Source organism: Pseudomonas paeninsulae (assembly GCF_035621475.1).
GTDB lineage: Bacteria > Pseudomonadota > Gammaproteobacteria > Pseudomonadales > Pseudomonadaceae > Aquipseudomonas > Aquipseudomonas paeninsulae.
This window is the reverse complement of record NZ_CP141799.1, coordinates 2,358,166-2,379,038: the sequence shown is the minus strand read 5'-3', so window position 1 is coordinate 2,379,038 and position 20,873 is coordinate 2,358,166. Positions and strand designations below refer to the sequence as shown.

The 20,873-nt window shown below is 57.8% G+C and carries 17 protein-coding genes and 4 tRNA genes; 5 read left to right on the top strand and 16 right to left on the bottom strand.

The window, feature by feature from the left end:
- The 4 genes from VCJ09_RS11045 to fabI are packed head-to-tail and all read left to right on the top strand — an operon-like array spanning position 1 to position 4,536.
- Positions 1-1,074 (top strand): microcin C ABC transporter permease YejB, encoded by a 1,074-nt coding sequence (locus tag VCJ09_RS11045; RefSeq protein WP_324734346.1) that lies wholly within the window; start codon positions 1-3, stop codon positions 1,072-1,074.
- 1 nt (position 1,075) lies between these two features.
- Entirely contained in the window at positions 1,076-2,095 is a 1,020-nt protein-coding gene (locus VCJ09_RS11040) for an ABC transporter permease (RefSeq protein WP_324734345.1), read from the top strand.
- A gap of 1 nt (position 2,096) precedes the next feature.
- Positions 2,097-3,710: an ABC transporter ATP-binding protein gene (locus tag VCJ09_RS11035; protein WP_324734344.1), complete on the top strand. Its 1,614-nt coding sequence runs from the start codon at positions 2,097-2,099 to the stop codon at positions 3,708-3,710.
- Between the two features lie 31 nt (positions 3,711-3,741).
- Positions 3,742-4,536 (top strand): enoyl-ACP reductase FabI, encoded by a 795-nt coding sequence (fabI, locus tag VCJ09_RS11030; protein WP_079201859.1) that lies wholly within the window; start codon positions 3,742-3,744, stop codon positions 4,534-4,536.
- Between the two features lie 62 nt (positions 4,537-4,598).
- Here the strand turns inward: fabI and VCJ09_RS11025 are convergent, their stop codons facing one another.
- The 10 genes from VCJ09_RS11025 to VCJ09_RS10980 form a co-directional block, all read right to left on the bottom strand.
- The gene (locus VCJ09_RS11025) at positions 4,599-6,473 is read right to left on the bottom strand and encodes a SurA N-terminal domain-containing protein (protein WP_324734343.1); all 1,875 of its coding nucleotides are present in this window, start codon (positions 6,471-6,473) and stop codon (positions 4,599-4,601) included.
- Between the two features lie 97 nt (positions 6,474-6,570).
- Positions 6,571-6,647 (bottom strand) — tRNA-Asp (locus VCJ09_RS11020).
- 49 nt (positions 6,648-6,696) lie between these two features.
- On the bottom strand, positions 6,697-6,969 hold the full coding sequence (locus tag VCJ09_RS11015) for an HU family DNA-binding protein (protein WP_079201857.1): 273 nt from the start codon (positions 6,967-6,969) through the stop codon (positions 6,697-6,699).
- 136 nt (positions 6,970-7,105) lie between these two features.
- Entirely contained in the window at positions 7,106-9,502 is a 2,397-nt protein-coding gene (gene lon / locus VCJ09_RS11010) for an endopeptidase La (protein ID WP_324734342.1), read from the bottom strand.
- Between the two features lie 152 nt (positions 9,503-9,654).
- Positions 9,655-10,935, bottom strand: coding sequence for an ATP-dependent Clp protease ATP-binding subunit ClpX (gene clpX / locus VCJ09_RS11005; protein ID WP_324734341.1), 1,281 nt, complete (start codon positions 10,933-10,935; stop codon positions 9,655-9,657).
- Positions 10,936-11,044: 109 nt separating this feature from the next.
- A complete protein-coding gene (gene clpP, locus VCJ09_RS11000) occupies positions 11,045-11,686 on the bottom strand; it encodes an ATP-dependent Clp endopeptidase proteolytic subunit ClpP (RefSeq protein ID WP_079201854.1) in 642 nt (213 codons plus the stop codon).
- Between the two features lie 92 nt (positions 11,687-11,778).
- Complete coding sequence (gene tig / locus VCJ09_RS10995; protein ID WP_324734340.1) at positions 11,779-13,089, bottom strand: trigger factor; 1,311 nt, start codon at positions 13,087-13,089, stop codon at positions 11,779-11,781.
- A gap of 126 nt (positions 13,090-13,215) precedes the next feature.
- Positions 13,216-13,300 (bottom strand) — tRNA-Leu (locus tag VCJ09_RS10990).
- A 54-nt stretch (positions 13,301-13,354) separates the two neighbouring features.
- A tRNA-His gene (locus VCJ09_RS10985) sits at positions 13,355-13,430 on the bottom strand.
- Between the two features lie 33 nt (positions 13,431-13,463).
- Positions 13,464-13,540 (bottom strand) — tRNA-Arg (locus tag VCJ09_RS10980).
- A gap of 270 nt (positions 13,541-13,810) precedes the next feature.
- Here VCJ09_RS10980 and folD point away from each other — a divergent pair.
- Positions 13,811-14,665 carry a bifunctional methylenetetrahydrofolate dehydrogenase/methenyltetrahydrofolate cyclohydrolase FolD gene (folD, locus tag VCJ09_RS10975; protein WP_324734339.1) on the top strand — a complete coding sequence of 285 codons (855 nt, stop codon included), beginning with the start codon at positions 13,811-13,813 and terminating at the stop codon, positions 14,663-14,665.
- 61 nt (positions 14,666-14,726) lie between these two features.
- Here folD and VCJ09_RS10970 read toward each other — a convergent pair whose 3' ends face one another.
- The 6 genes from VCJ09_RS10970 to VCJ09_RS10945 all read right to left on the bottom strand — a co-directional run bounded on the left by VCJ09_RS10970 (position 14,727) and on the right by VCJ09_RS10945 (position 20,734).
- The gene (locus tag VCJ09_RS10970; protein ID WP_324734338.1) at positions 14,727-16,469 is read right to left on the bottom strand and encodes an ABC transporter substrate-binding protein; all 1,743 of its coding nucleotides are present in this window, start codon (positions 16,467-16,469) and stop codon (positions 14,727-14,729) included.
- A gap of 83 nt (positions 16,470-16,552) precedes the next feature.
- Complete coding sequence (locus tag VCJ09_RS10965; protein WP_324734337.1) at positions 16,553-16,825, bottom strand: DUF2160 domain-containing protein; 273 nt, start codon at positions 16,823-16,825, stop codon at positions 16,553-16,555.
- Positions 16,826-16,837: 12 nt separating this feature from the next.
- Positions 16,838-17,638, bottom strand: coding sequence for a carbohydrate ABC transporter permease (locus tag VCJ09_RS10960; RefSeq protein ID WP_079201849.1), 801 nt, complete (start codon positions 17,636-17,638; stop codon positions 16,838-16,840).
- Positions 17,639-17,646: 8 nt separating this feature from the next.
- Complete coding sequence (locus VCJ09_RS10955) at positions 17,647-18,510, bottom strand: carbohydrate ABC transporter permease (protein WP_324734336.1); 864 nt, start codon at positions 18,508-18,510, stop codon at positions 17,647-17,649.
- Positions 18,507-19,640 carry an ABC transporter ATP-binding protein gene (locus VCJ09_RS10950; RefSeq protein WP_324734335.1) on the bottom strand — a complete coding sequence of 378 codons (1,134 nt, stop codon included), beginning with the start codon at positions 19,638-19,640 and terminating at the stop codon, positions 18,507-18,509. The genes VCJ09_RS10955 and VCJ09_RS10950 overlap by 4 nt, the downstream gene beginning before the upstream one ends.
- A complete protein-coding gene (locus tag VCJ09_RS10945; protein ID WP_324734334.1) occupies positions 19,640-20,734 on the bottom strand; it encodes an ABC transporter ATP-binding protein in 1,095 nt (364 codons plus the stop codon). Before VCJ09_RS10945 ends, VCJ09_RS10950 begins: the two co-directional genes overlap by 1 nt.
- Positions 20,735-20,873: the final 139 nt, after the last annotated feature.

The window sequence follows — 20,873 nt, the reverse complement described above, 5'->3', positions numbered from 1 at the left end:
ATGCTGGCGTATATCTTTCGTCGCCTGTTGCTGATCATTCCCACCCTGTTCGGCATCCTGCTGATCAACTTCATCATCATTCAGGCCGCTCCGGGCGGCCCGGTGGAACAGATGATCGCCAAGCTGGAGGGCTTCGAAGGCGCCACCAGCCGTATCGCTGGCGGCGGCGCCGAAGTTGCAATCGCCGGTTCCAACTATCGTGGCGCCCAGGGCCTCGACCCGGAACTGATAGCCGAGATAGAACGCCTGTACGGCTTCGACAAGCCGGCCCCCGAACGTTTCTGGATCATGCTGAAAAACTATGCCCGCTTCGACTTTGGCGAGAGCTTTTTCCGCGATGCCAAGGTGGTCGACCTGATCATCGAGAAGATGCCGGTATCGATCTCCCTGGGGCTGTGGAGCACCCTGATCATGTACCTGGTCTCCATCCCACTGGGCATCGCCAAAGCCACCCGTCATGGCAGCGCCTTCGATGTGTGGACCAGCTCGGCGATCATCGTCGGTTATGCGATTCCGGCCTTCCTCTTCGCCATTCTGTTGATCGTGGTGTTTGCCGGCGGAAGTTACCTCGACTGGTTTCCACTACGCGGCCTGACCTCGAACAATTTCGACGAGCTCAGCCTCACTGGCAAGATCCTCGACTATTTCTGGCACCTGGCGCTGCCCGTGACGGCCCTGGTAATCGGTAACTTCGCGACCCTGACCCTGCTGACCAAAAACAGCTTCCTCGACGAAATCAACAAACAGTATGTGACCACCGCCAGGGCCAAGGGCCTGAGCAATAATCGCGTGCTCTATGGTCATGTGTTCCGCAATGCCATGCTGATCATCATCGCCGGCTTCCCCTCCGCCTTTATCGGCATCTTCTTCACCGGTTCCTTGTTGATCGAGGTAATTTTTTCCCTCGACGGTCTTGGCCTGATGAGTTTCGAGGCGGCCATCAACCGCGACTACCCGGTGGTTTTCGGCACCCTGTTCGTCTTCACTTTGTTGGGATTGGCCGTGAAATTGATTGGTGACATCACCTATACCCTGGTCGATCCGCGCATCGACTTTGAAAGCCGGGAGGGTTGAGATGACGCTCTCTCCGCTTAATCAGCGACGCCTGCTACTGTTCAAGGCCCATAAGCGCGGCTGGTGGTCGTTGTGGATTTTTATCTTGTTATTCGGCCTGAGCCTCGGCGCCGAATTGATCGCCAACGACAAACCGCTGGTCGTGAACTATGACAGCGAGTGGTATTTCCCGGTGCTCAAACGCTACCCGGAAACCGTCTTTGGCGGCGAATTCCCCCTGCAGGCCAATTACAAGAGCCCCTATATCCAGGAGCTGATCGCCCAGAAAGACGGCTGGATGCTCTGGCCGCCGATTCCCTTCAGTTACTCCAGCATCAATTACGACTTGCAAGTGCCGGCACCGGCGCCGCCATCGCGCGACAACTGGCTAGGCACCGATGATCAGGGCCGCGACGTCATGGCCAGGGTGATCTATGGCTTTCGCATTTCGGTGCTGTTCGCCCTGATCTTGACCATCCTCAGCTCGATCATCGGCGTGTTCGCCGGCGCCTTGCAAGGCTTCTATGGCGGCTGGGTCGACCTGGTCGGACAGCGCTTCCTGGAGGTCTGGTCGGGACTGCCGGTGCTCTACCTGCTGATCATTCTCGCCAGCTTCGTGCAGCCGAACTTCTGGTGGTTGCTGGGCATCATGCTGCTGTTCTCCTGGATGAGTCTGGTCGATGTGGTGCGCGCCGAGTTCCTCCGCGGACGCAACCTGGAATACGTGCGCGCCGCCCGGGCGCTGGGCATGCAGAACGGCGCCATCATGTTCAACCACATCCTGCCCAATGCCATGGTCTCGACCATGACCTTCATGCCCTTCATTCTCACCGGCGCCATTGGCACCCTGACCGCGCTGGACTTCCTCGGCTTCGGCCTGCCGCCAGGCGCGCCCTCGCTGGGCGAACTGGTCGCCCAGGGCAAATCCAACCTGCAGGCGCCCTGGCTCGGCATCAGCGCCTTTACCGTACTGGCGCTGATGCTCAGCCTCCTGGTGTTTATCGGCGAAGCGGCACGCGATGCCTTCGACCCAAGGAAATAAGATGACCCAATCCGATGTCCTTATCGAAGTACGTGACCTGGCCGTCGAGTTCGTCAGTGGCGACTCGAAGCAGCGCGTGGTCGAAGGCGTCACCTTCGATATCCGCCGCGGCGAGACCCTGGCCCTGGTCGGAGAAAGCGGCTCAGGAAAATCGGTCACCGCCCACTCGATCCTGCGCCTGCTGCCCTACCCCCTGGCCCAGCATCCAAGCGGCAGCATTCACTATGCCGGGCAAGATCTGCTCAAGCTCAGCGAGAACAAGCTGCGCAACATCCGTGGCAACCGCATCGCCATGGTGTTTCAGGAGCCCATGACCTCGCTGAACCCGCTGCAATGCATCGAAAAGCAGATCAATGAAGTGCTCGCACTGCATAAAGGACTGTCGGGCAAAGCCGCCACCGCACGCACCCTGGAACTGCTCGGGCTGGTCGGCATCCCCGAGCCGCACAAGCGCCTCAAAGCCTACCCCCATGAACTCTCCGGCGGCCAACGGCAACGGGTGATGATCGCCATGGCCCTGGCCAACGAGCCGGAGTTGCTGATCGCCGATGAGCCGACCACCGCGCTGGACGTCACCGTGCAGCTGAAAATCCTCGAACTGCTCAAGGAACTGCAGGCACGCCTGGGCATGGCGCTGCTGCTGATCAGTCACGATCTCAACCTGGTTAGACGAATTGCCCATCGCGTATGTGTCATGCAGCAGGGAAAGATCGTCGAACAAGCGTCGTGTGAGCAACTGTTCCATGCACCGCAGCATCCCTATACCCAGGAGCTGCTCGGTGCCGAGCCAAGCGGCGAGCCGGTGGCCAACCCTGCCGGCGAGCCACTGTTGGAAGTCGATGATCTGCGCGTCTGGTTCCCGATCAAGAAAGGACTGCTGCGCCGTACCGTCGATTATGTGAAAGCGGTGGATGGCATCAATTTCAGCCTGCCCCAGGGTCAAACCCTGGGTATCGTTGGCGAGAGCGGTTCCGGCAAGTCCACCCTGGGCCTGGCAATCCTGCGGCTAATCGGCAGTCAGGGCGCCATTCGCTTTCAGGGCCAGACACTGAATGGATTGACGCAGCAGCAGGTTCGTCCGCTGCGCCGACAGATGCAGGTGGTGTTTCAGGACCCGTTCGGCAGCCTGAGTCCGCGGATGACGGTAGGCATGATTGTCGGTGAAGGCCTGCGCATTCATGGCATGGGCACAGCGGAGGAACAGGAACAGGCGATCATCGACGCACTTTTGGAGGTGGACCTGGATCCGGATACCCGGCACCGCTACCCCCACGAGTTTTCCGGTGGGCAACGGCAGCGGATTGCCATTGCTCGCGCACTGGTACTGAAACCGGCGCTGATACTGTTGGACGAGCCGACTTCGGCACTCGACCGTACCGTTCAGCGCCAAGTAGTCGAGTTACTGCGTTCATTACAGGCCAAGTACAACCTGACTTACCTGTTCATCAGCCACGATTTGGCGGTGGTCCGCGCGATCAGCCACCACCTGATAGTGGTCAAGGAGGGGCAAGCGGTCGAACAAGGCCCGGCAGCGGCGATCTTCGCCGCGCCACAGCATATTTATACCCAGCAGTTACTGGAAGCGGCCTTATTGGCTCCAGGCGCTGCTGACTAAATCCTTAAAAGCAGGAAGAGGAAGAGCACACATGGGTTTTCTAAGCGGTAAGCGCGTACTGATCGTTGGCGTTGCCAGCAAACTGTCCATCGCCTCGGGGATCGCCTCGGCCATGCACCGTGAGGGTGCCGAATTGGCCTTCACTTATCAGAATGAAAAACTCAAAGGTCGCGTCGAAGAGTTTGCCGCCGGCTGGGGCTCCGGTCCCGAGCTGTGCTTTCCCTGCGACGTAGCCAGCGATGAAGAAATCGCCGCGGCATTCGACGCCCTGAGCAAGCAATGGGATGGCCTGGACTGCATCGTCCACTCGGTTGGCTTCGCCCCCGGCGATCAACTCAATGGCGACTTCACCGACGTCACCACTCGCGAAGGCTTCCGCATTGCCCACGACATCAGTGCCTACAGCTTCGTCGCCCTGGCCAAGGCTGGCCGCGAGATGATGAAAGGCCGCAATGGCAGCCTGCTGACCCTCTCCTACCTGGGTGCCGAACGCACCATGCCCAACTACAACGTCATGGGTATGGCCAAGGCCAGCCTGGAAGCCGGCGTACGTTATCTGGCCGGCAGCCTCGGCCCAGAAGGCACTCGGGTCAACGCTATCTCTGCCGGCCCGATCCGCACCCTCGCCGCCTCGGGGATCAAGAGCTTTCGCAAGATGCTTGCCGCCAACGAGAAGCAGACCCCGCTGCGCCGCAATGTGACCATTACTGAAGTCGGCAACGCCGGCGCCTTCCTCTGCTCCGACCTGGCCTCGGGCGTCAGCGGTGAAATCATGTACGTCGACGGTGGCTTCAACACCACGGCCATGGGTGCAATGGAAGATTGATTGCCACACCATGAATAATAAAAAAGGCCGCTTATAGCGGCCTTTTTTATACTCGACAGAAATCAGAAACGCTCGATATCCGCCTTGCTTTCCAATTGCTTGCGAAATGCCGCGAAGTCCTGCTGCCCACTGCGCGAAGCGAGGAAACGGCTGTATGTGGCCTTTTCTTCATCCGCCAGCGGCGCTTCAGGCTCGCTCACGCCACTGAGGCGTACCACCACGAAATCACCATTGCTCAGCGTGACTCCGGCAAACGTCGACTGGCCGGCAGCGCTCGGCTTGGGCATGCGGAACAATGCCTGCAGTACCGCGGGCTCAACCCCCTCCTGACTGCGTGTCGCCGCTTCAACCACTTCCCAGGCCTGCTCCGAACCAGCCTGTTCAACCGGCGTCTTGCCATCATTCAAGGATGCCAGAAGAGCCTCGCCCTCAGTCTTGACAGCTTCAGTGGCACGAACCTTGGTCAGCTGCTCACGAATGCTTTCTTCAACCTGTTCGAGAGCCAGTTGCTCAGGCTTCCTGTGTTCCTTGACGCGCAACACAACCACGGTATTCGGGTCGAGCTCGATAGCGTTGCTGTTACTGCCATCCTCCAGCACCTCAGCACTGAATGCAGCCTGAATCACCTGACGGTTAGCGGCCAGGCCCTCGCCACCTTCACGCCCAAAGGCTTCGCTGGTTTTGATCTCCAGCCCCAGCTCCTGGGCAGGCTGTGCCAGATCCGACGCTTCGAAGGCGGCATCCTCAAGCTGCTTGCTGATCTCGACAAAGTGCTGTTCGAGTTTGCGTGTTTTCAGATCACGCACCAGCTTGTCTTGCAGGCTGGCAAAGCTCGGCACCTCTGGAGCCTGAACAGCCAGCAGCCTGATCAGGTGCCAGCCAAACTCGCTACGTACCGGCGCCGAAACCTGGCCTTCGCTCAAGGCATACAGCGCCTTTTCGAAAGCCGGATCGTAGACACCCGGGCCGGCATAACCGAGATCGCCACCATTGGCAGCGGACCCTGGATCATCGGAGAGCTCCTTGGCCAGTGCAGCAAAGTCTTCGCCTTGTTGCAGGCGTTTCTGCACTTCGTCAATCTTGGCTTTGGCCTGCTCATCGTCTAGCGAGTCACTTGCCTCGACCAGAATATGCGCGGCCTGACGCTGTTCGGCCAAATTGGCAATTTCGTTTTCGTAGGCGCTTTGCAGGTCTTCATCACTGACTTCAACCTGATCGAAGAATGCATCCTTGCTCAGTTCGACATATTCCAGCACAACCTGCTCAGGACTCATGAACTGACTGGCCTGTGAGTCGTAGTAGGCCTTGATGTCGTCATCACTGAGCTGAACCGCATTGCTATCGGCCTTCAGAGTCAAAATCGCGAAGTCACGGGTCTGTTTTTCCAGGCGCGCGAAAGCAGTTACTTCAGCATCGGTCACGAAGGCGCTGCCAGATAGGCCCGCGCGCAACTGGCCAATGAGCATTTCCTGCTCGAGCATCTGGCGGAACTGCATGCGCGTGTAGCCGAGCTGGCGGATTACCTGATCGAAACGAGCGGAATCGAACTTGCCATCGACCAGAAATTCGGGCGTTTGCAGAATCAGCTGATCGAGTGCCTGCGAGGAAAATGCGAATTTTGCATCGGTTGCGCCTTGCAGCAATAAAGTGCGCTCGATCAAGCCCTTCAAAGCAGCTTCGCGAAGCAACTTCTCGTCCAGCAAGGAAGCATCAAAATCACGCCCAAGCTTCTGCAACAACTGACGCCGTTGCATCTCGACGGCTTGGCCAAGGTCGTTGATCGTGATTTTTTCGCCGTTGACTTCAACGGCATTCTGGCTGTTGCTGGTACTGGTGAAAATGGCTTCGACACCGGTCAGCGCAAGCAGTACCACGATGAGACCGATGATGGTTTTGGCAATCCAACCTTGTGAATTGTCCCTGATGTTTTGCAGCATGCTTCCCCCAGAACGACTGTACAAATAAAGCAGTCGCGCAGTGTGGGTACAATCCGGATAGAAGAAAGGCGCATCCGAGGATGCGCCTTCTCGTAACTGGCGGAGCGGACGGGACTCGAACCCGCGACCCCCGGCGTGACAGGCCGGTATTCTAACCGACTGAACTACCGCTCCGCTGCCAGATCAGGGATTAAGCTGACCTGGGACAATGCCTGAAAGACGCTTAGTTGACGGCGTCTTTCAGTGCCTTACCGGCTTTGAAACCTGGAATCTTGGCGGCAGCGATGCTGATCGGATTGCCAGTTTGCGGATTGCGACCAGTGCGCGCAGCGCGCTCTTTGACAGCAAAGGTACCGAAACCAACCAGTACAACGGAATCACCAGCCTGCAGAGCGCCAGTGACAGATTCAATTACTGCATCCAGCGCACGGCCAGCAACAGCTTTCGGGATATCAGCAGATGCAGCGATGGCATCGATCAGTTCCGACTTGTTCACTCTAAGTCCCCTTAATTTCTGATGAGTTTGTTTCTTGATTTTTAGTGTAAGCAAAACGAGTGCTGGATGATCTTCCGACACAATAAGAGCCGCTTTATAACAAGGGCTCTAAAATTGTGTCAAGGAAGTCTCCCAACTAGTGCGTGCTAATTCGCTCCTTGGAATCAGTCTCGCGCTTGTCATCCTTTGTAACCAGCTCAGGAGCCGCATCAGGCAAGGGCTCCGGCGCGTATTGCAGCGCAATTTGCAGGACTTCGTCAATCCATTTAACTGGTTTAATCACCAAGTCTTGCTTAATGTTCTCCGGAATCTCTTTCAAATCACGCACATTCTCTTCCGGAATGATCACAGTTTTGATTCCACCCCGATGCGCAGCCAGAAGTTTTTCTTTCAAGCCACCAATGGCCAGCACTTGGCCACGCAGGGTGATTTCTCCGGTCATGGCCACATCTGCGCGCACCGGAATCTGAGTCAAGGCCGAGACCAGCGCCGTGCACATGCCTACACCCGCGCTAGGGCCGTCTTTCGGGGTTGCCCCCTCCGGCATATGGATATGGATGTCGCGCTTCTCGTAGAAGTCCAGAGGGACCCCCAGGCTCTTCGCCCGACTACGCACCACGGTCTGCGCTGCAGTAATGGACTCAAGCATCACATCGCCCAGCGAACCGGTCTTGATCAACTGCCCCTTGCCCGGCACCACTGCGGCTTCGATGGTCAGCAACTCGCCACCCACTTGAGTCCAGGCTAGCCCTGTCACCTGACCGATCTGATCTTGCAGTTCCGCCAAGCCATAACGATGCTTGTGCACACCGAGGAAATGCTCAAGCGAGTCTGCGGTCACCAGCACTTCAAAACGTTTTTCCAGGCTGTGCTCTTTCACCGCCTTGCGGCAGACCTTGGCAATCTGCCGCTCCAGGCTGCGTACACCGGCTTCGCGAGTGTAGTAACGAATGATGTCGCGAATGGCTTCGCGCTCAAAAGTGAGCTCGCCTTTTTTCAGGCCATTCGCCTGGATCTGCTTGGGCGCCAGGTACTTGATGGCGATGTTGATCTTCTCGTCTTCCGTATAGCCGGGCAGACGGATCACCTCCATGCGATCGAGCAAAGCTGCCGGAATATTCATGGAGTTGGCGGTACAGAGGAACATTACATCCGAGAGGTCGAAATCGACCTCTAGATAGTGATCATTGAAATTGTGGTTCTGCTCTGGATCGAGCACCTCAAGCAGCGCGGAGGCCGGATCGCCCCGCATATCCTGACCCATCTTGTCGATTTCATCGAGCAGGAACAGCGGATTACGTACGCCCACCTTGGTCATTTTCTGAATCAGGCGACCCGGCATCGAACCGATATAGGTACGGCGATGACCGCGAATCTCTGCCTCATCGCGCACACCGCCGAGCGCCATACGCACGAACTTGCGGTTGGTGGCGTGAGCGATGGACTCCGCCAACGAGGTCTTGCCCACACCCGGCGGCCCGACCAGGCAGAGTACCTGCCCCTTGATCTTCTTCACTCGCTTCTGCACAGCGAGGTACTCGAGGATACGGTCCTTGACCTCATCGAGCCCGTAGTGATCGGCATCCAGGATTGCTTCGGCGCGCGCCAGATCCAGGCGTACCTTGCTGCGCGCAGTCCACGGCACATTCACCAGCCAGTCGATATAGGAGCGCACCACCGTGGCTTCGGCCGACATAGGCGACATCTGCTTGAGCTTGTTCAATTCGGCCTGGGCCTTGCTATAGGCCTCTTTGCTCAACCCGCCGTTCTCGATGCGCTTTTTCAGCTCATCGAGCTCATTATGACCGTCCTCGCTGTCGCCAAGTTCTTTCTGAATGGCCTTCATCTGCTCATTCAGGTAGTACTCGCGCTGGCTGCGCTCCATCTGCTTCTTGACCCGGCCACGAATGCGCTTCTCGACCTGCAACAGATCAATCTCGACATCCAGCAGGGCGAGCACATGCTCGACTCGCGCCGACAAATCGGTGATCTCCAGGATTTCCTGTTTCTGTTCGATCTTCAGCGCCATGTGTGCAGCCATGGTGTCGACCAGGCGGCTCGGCTCATCGATACTGTTGAGCGAGGACAACACCTCTGGCGGAACCTTTTTCCCCAGCTGCACGTATTGCTCGAATTGACTGAGCAAACTGCGGACAAACACTTCGGACTCGCGCCCCGGCGCATCGACCTCGTCGATCAACTGCACTTCGGCGCGACAGTGGCCATCCACTTCAATAAACCGTTCGACTTCTCCGCGCTGCTCACCTTCGACCAGCACCTTTACGGTGCCATCGGGCAGTTTCAGCAATTGCAATACCGTCGCAACGGTACCGACACGGTAGAGCCCTTCTTCGCCGGGATCATCATCGGCAGGATTTTTCTGGGCAATCAGCAAAATCTGCTTCTCGCCGGTCATCGCGGCCTCCAAGGCCTCGATGGATTTCTCGCGTCCGACGAAAAGCGGGATGACCATGTGCGGATAGACCACGACATCGCGTAGCGGAAGGAGAGGCAATTCGATGGTTGTCTTCATGATTTTTCGCTCTACAGCGGCCCATTAGGCCTTAAATAGTTGGGATAACCCTTAACCCTAAGATGGGGGTAGCCCCAGCAAAAAACAAGCGTTTCGGCTGCAAAAGCAAAGGGGCCCGCGGGCCCCTTGCTTTCAACATGTAACAGACTGACTCAAGCGTCAGGTGCGACCTTGGCAACAGGTTCGTTGTTCTCGTAAATCAACAGGGGCTTGGATGTTCCATCGACAACACTCTCATCGATGACCACCTTGCTCACCTCCGACTGCGAGGGGATCTCGTACATGGTATCGAGCAGAATACCCTCGAGGATCGAGCGCAAGCCGCGAGCGCCAGTCTTACGCTCCAAGGCCTTGCGTGCAACGGACTGCAATGCGTCTGGACGGAACTCCAGATCGACACCTTCCATCTCGAAAAGCTTGGCATATTGCTTGGTCAGGGCATTCTTCGGCTCGGTCAGAATCTGCATAAGCGCAACTTCATCCAACTCGTCGAGGGTTGCAATAACTGGCAAACGACCAACAAATTCCGGGATCAAACCAAACTTGACCAAATCGTCCGGCTCAACCGCACGAAGCGATTCACCAATCTTCTTACCCAGATCCTTGCTGCGAACCTCGGCATTGAAACCGATCCCTCCCCTGGTTGAACGGCCCTGAATAACCTTTTCCAACCCAGAGAAAGCGCCGCCGCAGATAAACAGGATATTGCGCGTATCGACCTGCAGGAACTCCTGCTGCGGATGCTTGCGCCCACCTTGCGGAGGAACCGAGGCAACTGTGCCCTCGATCAATTTCAACAAGGCTTGCTGTACACCCTCACCCGACACATCGCGAGTGATCGAAGGGTTATCGGACTTACGCGAGATCTTGTCGATTTCGTCGATATAGACGATGCCCATCTGGGCCTTTTCCACATCGTAATCGCACTTCTGCAGCAGCTTCTGGATGATGTTCTCGACATCCTCCCCCACATAACCAGCTTCGGTCAGCGTGGTGGCGTCAGCGATGGTGAACGGAACATTAAGCAAGCGCGCCAAGGTTTCAGCCAGTAGGGTTTTACCCGAACCGGTTGGACCGATCAGCAGGATATTGCTCTTGCCCAGCTCGATATCATCCTTCTTTTCGCGCTGATTAAGCCGCTTGTAGTGGTTATAAACTGCCACTGCCAAGATTTTCTTCGCCCGCTCCTGACCAATCACATACTGATCGAGGATGGCGCTGATTTCCTTTGGCGCAGGCAGCTTGTGCGCGCTGCTTTCGGCCTGGGCTTCCTGCACCTCCTCACGGATGATGTCGTTGCACAGGTCGACGCACTCGTCGCAGATAAAGACCGAGGGGCCGGCAATCAATTTGCGCACTTCATGCTGGCTTTTGCCGCAGAAGGAGCAATAAAGCAGCTTGCCGTTGTCCTCGCCATTGCGGGTGTCAGTCATTCGATCAATCCAATACGATAGGCTTGAAAAACAAGATGGAGGCAAATGCGAGCATTTTCAAGCCCGCAATACGACCGACGGCATGCCGGCCGCGCACAATCAGCGCTGATTAGCTGGAAGCCAGGCGTTTATCGAGAACCTTGTCGATAAGGCCATAGGCAACCGCCGTTTCACCGCTCATGAAGTTATCGCGATCGGTGTCACGGGCAATCACATCCAGCGGCTGACCGGTGTGACCAGCCAGTACATTGTTCAGGCGATCACGGATGGTCAGGATTTCGCGGGCATGAATTTCGATATCCGACGCCTGCCCCTGGAAGCCACCCAGCGGCTGATGGATCATCATTCGCGAGTGCGGCAGGCAGAAGCGCTTGCCGGCAGCGCCAGCAGTCAGCAGCAAGGCACCCATGCTACACGCCTGGCCGATGCAGATAGTCGACACGTCCGGTCGAATGAACTGCATGGTGTCGTAGATCGACATGCCTGCGGTCACCGAACCACCCGGCGAGTTGATATACAGATGGATGTCCTTGTCCGGATTTTCCGCTTCAAGGAACAACAACTGCGCGGCTACCAGATTGGCCATATAGTCTTCGACCGGGCCAATCAGGAAGATCACGCGTTCCTTGAGCAGGCGCGAGTAGATGTCATAGGCGCGCTCACCGCGGGCCGTTTGCTCGATAACCATGGGCACCAAGCCGCCAGCGGCCTGAATGTCTGGCATTTGTTGCATAAAAGGATTGCGGGACATTTCTTGCACTCGCTCCCTAAACAGTCATGTATCAAATACGCATAAGCCAGCACGGTGGCTGGCTTATGGTGTGCTCGAACGAGGTAAAGAAATCAGGCGGCTTGCGGAGCTTCCACCGGCTTGACAGCTTCTTCGTAGGAGACCGATTTATCGGTCACATTAGCCTTCTGCAAAACAGTATCTACAACTTGCTCTTCCAGCACAACCGAACGGACTTCGTTCATTTGCTGGTCGTTTTTGTAGTACCAGGCCACGACCTGCTCAGGCTCTTGGTAAGCGGAGGCCATTTCCTGGATCATCTCGCGCACACGGGCATCGTCAGGCTTGAGTTCGAACTGCTTGACTACTTCGGCAACGATCAGACCCAGCACCACGCGACGCTTGGCTTGTTCTTCGAACAGCTCCGCCGGCAGTTGCTCGGGTTTGATGTTGCCACCGAACTGCTGCACAGCCTGCACGCGCAGACGATTGACTTCGTTGCCGATCAGGGACTTCGGCACTTCGATCGGATTGGCAGCCAGCAAACCGTCCATCACCTGGTTCTTCACCTTGGACTTGATGGCCTGACGCAGCTCGCGCTCCATATTCTTGCGCACTTCGGCGCGAAAGCCTTCCAGGCCGCCTTCCTTGACACCGAACTGGGCGAAGAATTCGTCGTTGAGCTCAGGTAACTGAGGAGCGGAAACGCTGTTCACAGTAACAGTGAACTCGGCAGTCTTCCCGGCCAGATCCAGGTTCTGGTAATCCTCCGGGAACACCGGATTGATTACCCGCACATCACCGGCCTTGGCACCAACCAGTGCATCTTCAAAGCCAGGGATCATGCGGCCGGAGCCAAGAACCAGCTGAGAACCAGTGGCAGAACCACCAGCGAAGGCTTCGCCGTCGATCTGCCCAGCGAAATCGATATTCAGCTGATCGCTATCTTCGGCAGCACGCTCAACCACTTCGAAGCGGGTGTTCTGCTTGCGCAGAATTTCCAGCATGTTGTCCAGATCGGCATCAGCCACATCGGCCTGAAGACGCTCGATCGCGATGGTCTCGAGACCAGCCACCACGAATTCCGGGAAGACTTCGAAAGTCGCCACGTACTCCAGGTCCTTGCCCTTCTCGAAGGTTTTCGGCTCGACGGCCGGAGAGCCTGCCGGATTGAGCTTCTGCTCGACCACGGCCTCGTAGAAGGTGGCCTGAATCAGATCGCCCAAGGCTTCCTGACGAGCGGAGTCTTCGTAGCGCTGGCGAATCACACTCATCGGTACTTTGCCAGGACGGAAGCCAGCAACTTTAGCCTTACGGGCAGTCTGTTGCAGACGCTTGTTGACTTCAGTCTCGATGCGCTCGACGGGAACGCCGACGGTCATGCGACGTTCAAGAGCAGAAGTGCTTTCAACAGAAACTTGCATGGGTATTCCTCGTTGCACAGACATAGGCCGGCCGTTTACCGGCCCCGAATCAAGGGCATGCATTCTAGAGGGTCAATTTGCAGAAGTCACCCTAGATGCTAGCGGCAAACGGGAGGGAGCTAAAGATGGTGCGGACGGAGAGACTCGAACTCTCACACCTTTCGGCGCTGGAACCTAAATCCAGTGTGTCTACCAATTCCACCACGTCCGCGTGGTAAGGCTTTCAAACAAAAACGCCAGGCTTTCGACCTGGCGCCTTTAAATATGGGGTGGACGATGGGGATCGAACCCACGACAACAGGAGTCACAATCCTGCGCTCTACCAACTGAGCTACGCCCACCATATTGCATTTACTTGCGCCAAAGCTGCCAAATGGCACGCCCGGCAGGACTCGAACCTGCGACCATCCGCTTAGAAGGCGGATGCTCTATCCAGCTGAGCTACGGGCGCCTATCCATCTGCAAGAGCAGACTTAAAGCTTTCGGCTGCAGCAGAAACCTTGCGGTCCCTGCGTTTGCCGTCTTACCCAGCGACTGGCTGTGCTCGACAAGCGGGGCGAATGTTATAGAGGCGCCGATAACACGTCAACAGGGAATGCTAAAAAAATTCAGCTATATAAAGGAGTTACGCGAAAACCCTCGCACGCGCCTTTGCCCTGGGGTTACGCCATGCGAGAATGCGCCTCCTTTTTGAATCCTTTCCAATGGTTAACCAAGCGCAATGACCGCACAACTGATCGATGGCAAAGCGATCGCCGCCAGCCTCCGCCAGCAGATCGCCAAACGGGTCGCCGAAAGGCGTCAGCAAGGTCTGCGAGCACCTGGCCTCGCGGTGATTCTGGTCGGCAGCGATCCTGCCTCTCAGGTCTACGTGTCGCACAAGCGCAAAGACTGCGAAGAAGTCGGCTTCGTTTCTCAGGCCTACGACCTTTCCGCCAACACCAGCCAAGGTGAGCTTCTGGCGCTGATCGAACGACTGAATGATGACCCGAGCATTGACGGCATCCTGGTACAGCTGCCGCTGCCAGAAAGCCTGGATGCATCGTTATTGCTCGAGCACATCCGCCCGGACAAAGATGTCGACGGCTTCCATCCTTACAACATCGGCCGCCTGGCCCAGCGCATGCCGCTGCTGCGCCCCTGCACACCAAAAGGCATCATGACCCTGCTGCACAGCACCGGCGTGGATCTGTATGGCCTGCATGCCGTGGTAGTCGGGGCATCCAATATCGTTGGCCGACCCATGGCCATGGAACTGCTGCTGGCCGGCTGCACCGTCACCATCACCCATCGCTTCACCAAGGATCTGGCCAGCCATGTGGCACAGGCCGACATCGTGGTAGTGGCAGCCGGCAAGCCTGGCCTGGTCAAGGGCGAGTGGGTCAAGCAAGGCGCCATCGTCATCGACGTTGGGATCAACCGCCAGGCGGACGGCAAACTAATCGGCGACGTGGAGTATGAAACCGCCCTGCCCCGCGCCGGCTGGATCACCCCGGTACCGGGCGGAGTTGGCCCCATGACCCGCGCCGGCCTGCTGGAAAACACCCTGCATGCGGCCGAGCACCTGCACAAGTAGCGCGCTCGACAATCATAAAAAACGGCACCCGAGGGTGCCGTTTTTTATGACCGGTTAACTATCAATCACGCGCCTGTTCCCAGGACTTGAGCAGCTCGTTGTAATTGATGGTTTCACCCTTGGGTTTTTCGTTCGCCAGTTTCGGCTTGGGGGCGCCAGGCTGATCCAACCAGTACTGCGGGTCTTTTGCCTCGTTCAGCTTAGGACCGCACTCACCCAGCACGCCGGCACGCTCCAGACGACCAAGCATGGTGTCCTGGGCTGCCGCTAGACCATCCAGCGCCTCTTGCGGCGACTTGTCACCACTGGCCGCCTCGGCAATAAACTGCCACCACAGCTGCGCCAAACGCGGATAGTCCGGTACGTTGGTACCGGTCGGTGTCCACTGCTTCCGTGCCGGGCTGCGATAGAATTCGACCAACCCACCCAGTTTCGGCGCGATATCGGTCATCGCCTGCGAGTTGATATCCGACTCGCGAATCGGCGTCAGACCAACCAGCGTCTTCTTCAGCGACACGGTTTTCGAGGTGACGAACTGGGCATACAACCAGGCCGCCAGACGCTGCTTGTCCGGAGTGGACTTGAGGAAGGTCCAGGAGCCGGCGTCCTGATAACCCAGCTTCATGCCCTCTTCCCAGTACGGACCTTTCGGCGAAGGCGCCATGCGCCACTTCGGCGTGCCATCTTCGTTGACCACCGGCAGGCCGACTTTGGTCATGTCGGAGGTAAAGGCGGTGTACCAGAAGATCTGCTGGGCGATGGCGCCCTGAGCAGGCACGGGACCGGCCTCGGAGAAAGTCATGCCCTGGGCTTCCGGCGGCGCGTATTGGCGCATCCAATCGACGTACTTGGTGGTCGCATAGACCGCCGCCGGGCCGTTGGTAGCACCACCGCGCGCGACACTGGAACCGACCGGACGGCAACCGTCTACCCGGATACCCCATTCGTCCACCGGTAGGCCGTTAGGCAGACCCTTGTCGCCGCCACCGGCCATGGAGAACCAGGCATCGGTGAAGCGCCAGCCCAGGGAGGGGTCTTTCTTGCCGTAATCCATATGGCCGTAGATGCGCTGGCCGTCGATTTCCTTGACCTTCTCGGAGAAGAACTCGGCGATGTCTTCATAGGCCGACCAGTTAACCGGCACACCCAGCTCGTAGCCGTAGATCTCCTTGAACTTGGCCTTCAGCTCCGGACGCTCGAACCAGTCGGCGCGGAACCAATAGAGGTTGGCGAACTGCTGGTCGGGCAGCTGATACAGCTTGCCATCCGGCGCGGTGGTGAAGTCCAGGCCGATAAAGTCCGGCAGGTCCAGAGTTGGCGAGGTGAAGTCCTTGCCATCACCGGCCATCATGTCGGTCAGCGGCACGGCCTTGCCGTAGCGGAAGTGGGTGCCGATCAGGTCCGAGTCGTTGATATAGCCATCGTAGATGTTCTTGTCCGACTGCATCTGGGTTTGCAGCTTCTCGACCACATCACCTTCTTGCATCAGGTCGTGCTTGAGCTTGATTCCGGTGATTTCACTGAAAGCCTTGGCCAGCACCTTGGACTCGTACTCGTGGGTGGCGATCGTCTCCGAGGCGACGCTGATCTCCATGCCACGGAACGGCTCCGCCGCCTTGATGAACCACTTCAGCTCTTCGAGCTGTTGTTGCGCGGTCAACGTCGAGGGACTGAACTCATCGGCAATCCATTTTTTTGCCGCCTCCTCATAGGCATCCGCCCAAGCGGCGCCGCTCAATCCGGACAACGTCAGCAAGGCAACCAGCGCCATGCTATGTCGAGTTTTGTTGTTATTGTCGAACATAGAGACCTCCATCTCAGGTTTTTGGGCGAGGTAAGTCGGTTACAGGTCACGAGTCCAGCGGTCGTGACCGACAGCAACCCGGCTTAGCCCCAACGCATCACTGCAAACAGCAAGAATAAGGACAGCACCGAGGCTATCCACACACTCCAATCGGTCGTGCCCACCACCAGCAGATGCAGGTAGGCGCTTCCCAGCAGACCGATAAACAGCCGATCACCACGGGTAGTACTGATCGGCAAGAAGCCTTTGCGCTCAATACAAGGGGAGCGCAGTTCCCACGCCGTCATCCCTGCCAGAATCGCGGCGATAGTGCCGAAGAACAATGCGGTGGGCAGAGTCCAAGCCATCCAATCCATAATTTTTGCTCCTTAGACCCGGCCCAGGGCAAAGCCCTTGGCCACGTGGTTGCGAACGAACCAGATCACCAGCATCCCCGGCAGGATAGTCAACACACCGGCAGCCGCCAGCACCCCCCAATCGATACCGGAAGCCGAGACTGTGCGGGTCATCACCGCGGCTATGGGTTTGGCGTTCACCGAGGTCAGGGTGCGTGCCAGCAACAGCTCGACCCAAGAGAACATGAAGCAGAAGAACGCGGTGACACCGATGCCAGAGCCAATCAACGGGATAAATATCTTGACGAAGAATTTCGGGAAGCTGTAGCCGTCGATATAGGCCGTTTCGTCGATCTCCTTCGGCACCCCGGACATAAAGCCTTCGAGAATCCACACCGCCAGCGGTACGTTGAACAGGCAGTGCGCCAGGGCCACGGCGATATGGGTATCGAACAGGCCAATCGAGGAGTACAGCTGGAAGAACGGCAGCAGAAAAACTGCCGGTGGCGCCATGCGGTTGGTCAACAGCCAGAAGAACAGGTGCTTATCGCCGAGGAAGCGGTAGCGCGAGAAGGCATAAGCCGCCGGCAGCGCCACCGTCAGGGATATCAGCGTATTCAAGGTCACGTAGTACAGCGAGTTGAGGTAGCCCTCATACCAACTGGGGTCGGTGAAAATCACCTTGTAGTTAGCCAGGGTGAAGCTGTGCGGCCACATGCTCAGGCCACCGAGAATCTCGGTGTTGCTCTTGAACGACATGTTCAGCAGCCAATAGATGGGCACCAGCAGGAACAGGATATACAGCCCCAGCACCACTTTTTTTCGTAGGGTCATGGTTGGCCTCAGCGCGTCTTGTCGTTATGGGTCATGGCGGTATAGAACAGCCAGGACACCAACAGAATGATCAGGAAGTACACCAGGGAGAACGCCGCCGCCGGGCCCAGATCGAATTGGCCGATGGCCATCTGGGTCAGGGTCTGGCTGAGGAAGGTGGTGGCATTGCCCGGGCCGCCACCGGTAAGCACGAACGGCTCGGTGTAGATCATGAAGCTGTCCATGAAACGCAGCATCACCGCGATCAGCAGCACACTTTTCAGCTTGGGCAGCTGAATGTGGCGGAACACCGCCCAGGCCGAGGCGCGGTCGATGCGCGCCGCCTGGTAATACACATCGGGGATCGCCCGCAGCCCGGAATAACAGAGCAGCGCCACCAGCGACGTCCAATGCCAGACATCCATGATCAGCACCGTGACCCAGGCGTCACTGGTGTTGGCGGCGTAGTTGTAGCTGATGCCCATGTTGTTCAGTGCCCAGCCCATCAGGCCGATGTCGGCGCGGCCGAAGATCTGCCAGATGGTGCCGACCACGTTCCATGGAATCAGCAACGGAATCGCCATGACGATCAGCACCAGCGACGCCCAACGACCCTTGGTCGGCATGGTCAAGGCGATGGCAATGCCCAGGGGGATTTCGATCAGCAGCACGCAACCGGAAAAAATGAACTGGCGCAGCAACGAGTCATGCAGGCGCGTGTCCTGCAGCACCTGCCGGTACCAATCGACCCCGACGAAATAGCGCGTCGAATGGTCGAAAATGTCCTGCACCGAGTAGTTGACCACCGTCATCATCGGCACGATGGCGCTGAACGCCACCAGCAGGAACACCGGCAATACCAACCACCAGGCCTTGTTGTTATAAACCTTCATGGCTGCACCTCCACTGATTGCGAGCGAGCTTGCGTTGGCAGCTCTTGCACCAGGTATTCGTCGGCATAGAGCATCAGCCACTGCGCTGGAAAGCTCAGATAGACCTGCTGTTGCGGCACCGGCTGATCCTCCTGCAGGCGCACTTTGAGCAGCTGTCCGTCCAGGCGCAGGGTGAGGATTTTATAGGTACCCAGATCTTCGAGATGTACCACCTCACCGCACAGCGCGTCTTCGTTCGGGCCTTCCCAGACATGCACGAACTCGGGGCGAATGCCGACTTTCAGGCTGCTCCAGTCCAGTTCGTCAAGGCGTTGAGTCAGCGCTGGCGACAAGGGCAGCACGGTATCGGCGAAACGCACACCGCCCTCGCAACGACTGACCTCGATCAGGTTCATCCCCGGGCTGCCGATGAAATAGCCGACGAAGGTGTGGCTGGGCCGCTCGAATAGCTCGCGCGGAGTGCCAAACTGGACGATCTGGCCGCCGTACATCACCGCGATCTTGTCGGCGAAGGTCGAGGCCTCCAACTGATCATGGGTGACGTAGACCATGGTGATATTGAACTGCTCGTGGATCTGCTTGAGCTTGCGCCGTAGTTTCCACTTCAGGTGTGGGTCGATCACCGTCAGCGGTTCGTCGAAGAGAATCGCCGAGACGTCATCGCGCACCAGGCCGCGGCCCATGGATACCTTCTGCTTCTCGTCGGCGGTCAGGTTGCTCGCTCGCTTGTGCAGCAGTGGATGCAGATCCAACACCTCGGCGATTTCGTTGACCTTGGCCAGAATCTTGGCCTTATGCATGCCCTGGTTACGCAACGGGAAGGCCAGGTTGTCGAACACCGTCATGGTGTCGTAAACCACCGGAAACTGGAAAACCTGGGCGATATTGCGCTGCTCGGGATGCAGATGGTTGACCACCTTGCCGTCGAACTGCACCTCGCCGTGGGAGGGGCTGAGCAAACCGGAGATGATATTGAGCAGGGTCGACTTGCCGCAGCCGGACGGCCCGAGCAAGGCATAAGCACCGCCCTGCTCCCAGACATGGTTCATCTCGCGGATCGCATAGTCAGCCGCACTCTTGGGCTCGTGGCTGTAGCTATGAGCCAGGTTGTGCAAACGTATCTCAGCCATCAGGCAGTCCTCGCTAAACGGCGGCTCGGCGCCTGGATCAACCGGCCATTGGCCTCGAAGACGAACAGTTTATGGGTCGGGATATAGATGAGGATCGGCGTATCGACGGCGTACTCGTGTACGCCCGGCAGGTGCAGCACCAGCACGAACTGCTCATTACGCACATGCAAGAAGGTTTCCGAGCCGCTGATTTCCGCCAGTTCGACGGTCACGGCCAATTCCAGATCGTCGTCGTTGGACGGCACCAGGCCGATATGGCTGGGGCGCACGCCGAAGCGGTATTCGCCTTCGGCGATGCTTTGCAAATCGGAGTTGAGCGGAAAATGCACAGCGTCGGCGAAGCTCACTTCAGTGCCACTGATGCGTCCTGGCATCAGGTTGATCGCCGGCTCCGAGAACAGCTCGGCGGCCAGCACAGTCTGCGGCTGGTGGTAGACCTCGGCGGCCTTGCCGCTTTGCACCACCCGCCCCTCGTGCAGGATGGTGGTGGTGCCGCCCAGGGCCAGGGCCTCGTTCGGTTCGGTGGTGGCATAGATGGCGATGGTATGCCGCGCTTCGAACAGCTCACGCATCTCCTGGCGCAGCTCTTCGCGCAGCTTGTAGTCGAGGTTGACCAGCGGTTCGTCGAACAGAATCAGCGAAGCATCCTTGACCAAGGCGCGAGCCATGGCCGTACGCTGCTGCTGGCCGCCGGACAGTTCCAGCGGGTGGCGCTGGAGCAAGGCCTCGATGCGCAGCATCTTCGCCGTGGCATGCACTTTTTCGAGAATCTCGGCTTTGCTCACCCCGGCTTGGCGCAGCGGCGAGGCGATATTCTCGAACACCGTCAGGGTCGGGTAATTGATGAACTGCTGGTAGACCATCGACACGTTGCGCTGGCGCACCGAGACATTGGTCATGTCCGCGCCATTCATCAGGATGCGCCCGCTGCTCGGCTTGTCCAGGCCCGCCATCAAACGCATCAGGCTGGTCTTGCCGGATAGGGTGCGGCCGAGCAACACATTGAAGGAACCGGGTTCGAAGCTCAGGCATACATCGTCGATGTGCACCTGCTGATCGACGATACGCGTGACATTCTCAAGCGTAAGTGACATGGGCCGTCCTATTTTCTTGTTATTTGCGTTCTAGCTGCCCAGTGACAAAGCGAGTTCCGTGCCAAGCGCCTACAAAGTCATATATGCAATTGATTTACATAGGATTATCTTAATATTTCCTCGGGTAATATTTTCCAGG

Coding starts and splice junctions, on each gene's coding strand:
- VCJ09_RS11045 (WP_324734346.1), top strand. CDS start 1: ATGCTGGCGTATATCTTTCGTCGCCTGTTGCTGATCATTCCCACCCTG.
- VCJ09_RS11040 (WP_324734345.1), top strand. CDS start 1,076: ATGACGCTCTCTCCGCTTAATCAGCGACGCCTGCTACTGTTCAAGGCC.
- VCJ09_RS11035 (WP_324734344.1), top strand. CDS start 2,097: ATGACCCAATCCGATGTCCTTATCGAAGTACGTGACCTGGCCGTCGAG.
- fabI (WP_079201859.1), top strand. CDS start 3,742: ATGGGTTTTCTAAGCGGTAAGCGCGTACTGATCGTTGGCGTTGCCAGC.
- VCJ09_RS11025 (WP_324734343.1), bottom strand. CDS start 6,473: ATGCTGCAAAACATCAGGGACAATTCACAAGGTTGGATTGCCAAAACC.
- lon (WP_324734342.1), bottom strand. CDS start 9,502: ATGAAGACAACCATCGAATTGCCTCTCCTTCCGCTACGCGATGTCGTG.
- clpX (WP_324734341.1), bottom strand. CDS start 10,935: ATGACTGACACCCGCAATGGCGAGGACAACGGCAAGCTGCTTTATTGC.
- clpP (WP_079201854.1), bottom strand. CDS start 11,686: ATGTCCCGCAATCCTTTTATGCAACAAATGCCAGACATTCAGGCCGCT.
- tig (WP_324734340.1), bottom strand. CDS start 13,089: ATGCAAGTTTCTGTTGAAAGCACTTCTGCTCTTGAACGTCGCATGACC.
- folD (WP_324734339.1), top strand. CDS start 13,811: ATGACCGCACAACTGATCGATGGCAAAGCGATCGCCGCCAGCCTCCGC.
- VCJ09_RS10970 (WP_324734338.1), bottom strand. CDS start 16,469: ATGTTCGACAATAACAACAAAACTCGACATAGCATGGCGCTGGTTGCC.
- VCJ09_RS10965 (WP_324734337.1), bottom strand. CDS start 16,825: ATGGATTGGATGGCTTGGACTCTGCCCACCGCATTGTTCTTCGGCACT.
- VCJ09_RS10960 (WP_079201849.1), bottom strand. CDS start 17,638: ATGACCCTACGAAAAAAAGTGGTGCTGGGGCTGTATATCCTGTTCCTG.
- VCJ09_RS10955 (WP_324734336.1), bottom strand. CDS start 18,510: ATGAAGGTTTATAACAACAAGGCCTGGTGGTTGGTATTGCCGGTGTTC.
- VCJ09_RS10950 (WP_324734335.1), bottom strand. CDS start 19,640: ATGGCTGAGATACGTTTGCACAACCTGGCTCATAGCTACAGCCACGAG.
- VCJ09_RS10945 (WP_324734334.1), bottom strand. CDS start 20,734: ATGTCACTTACGCTTGAGAATGTCACGCGTATCGTCGATCAGCAGGTG.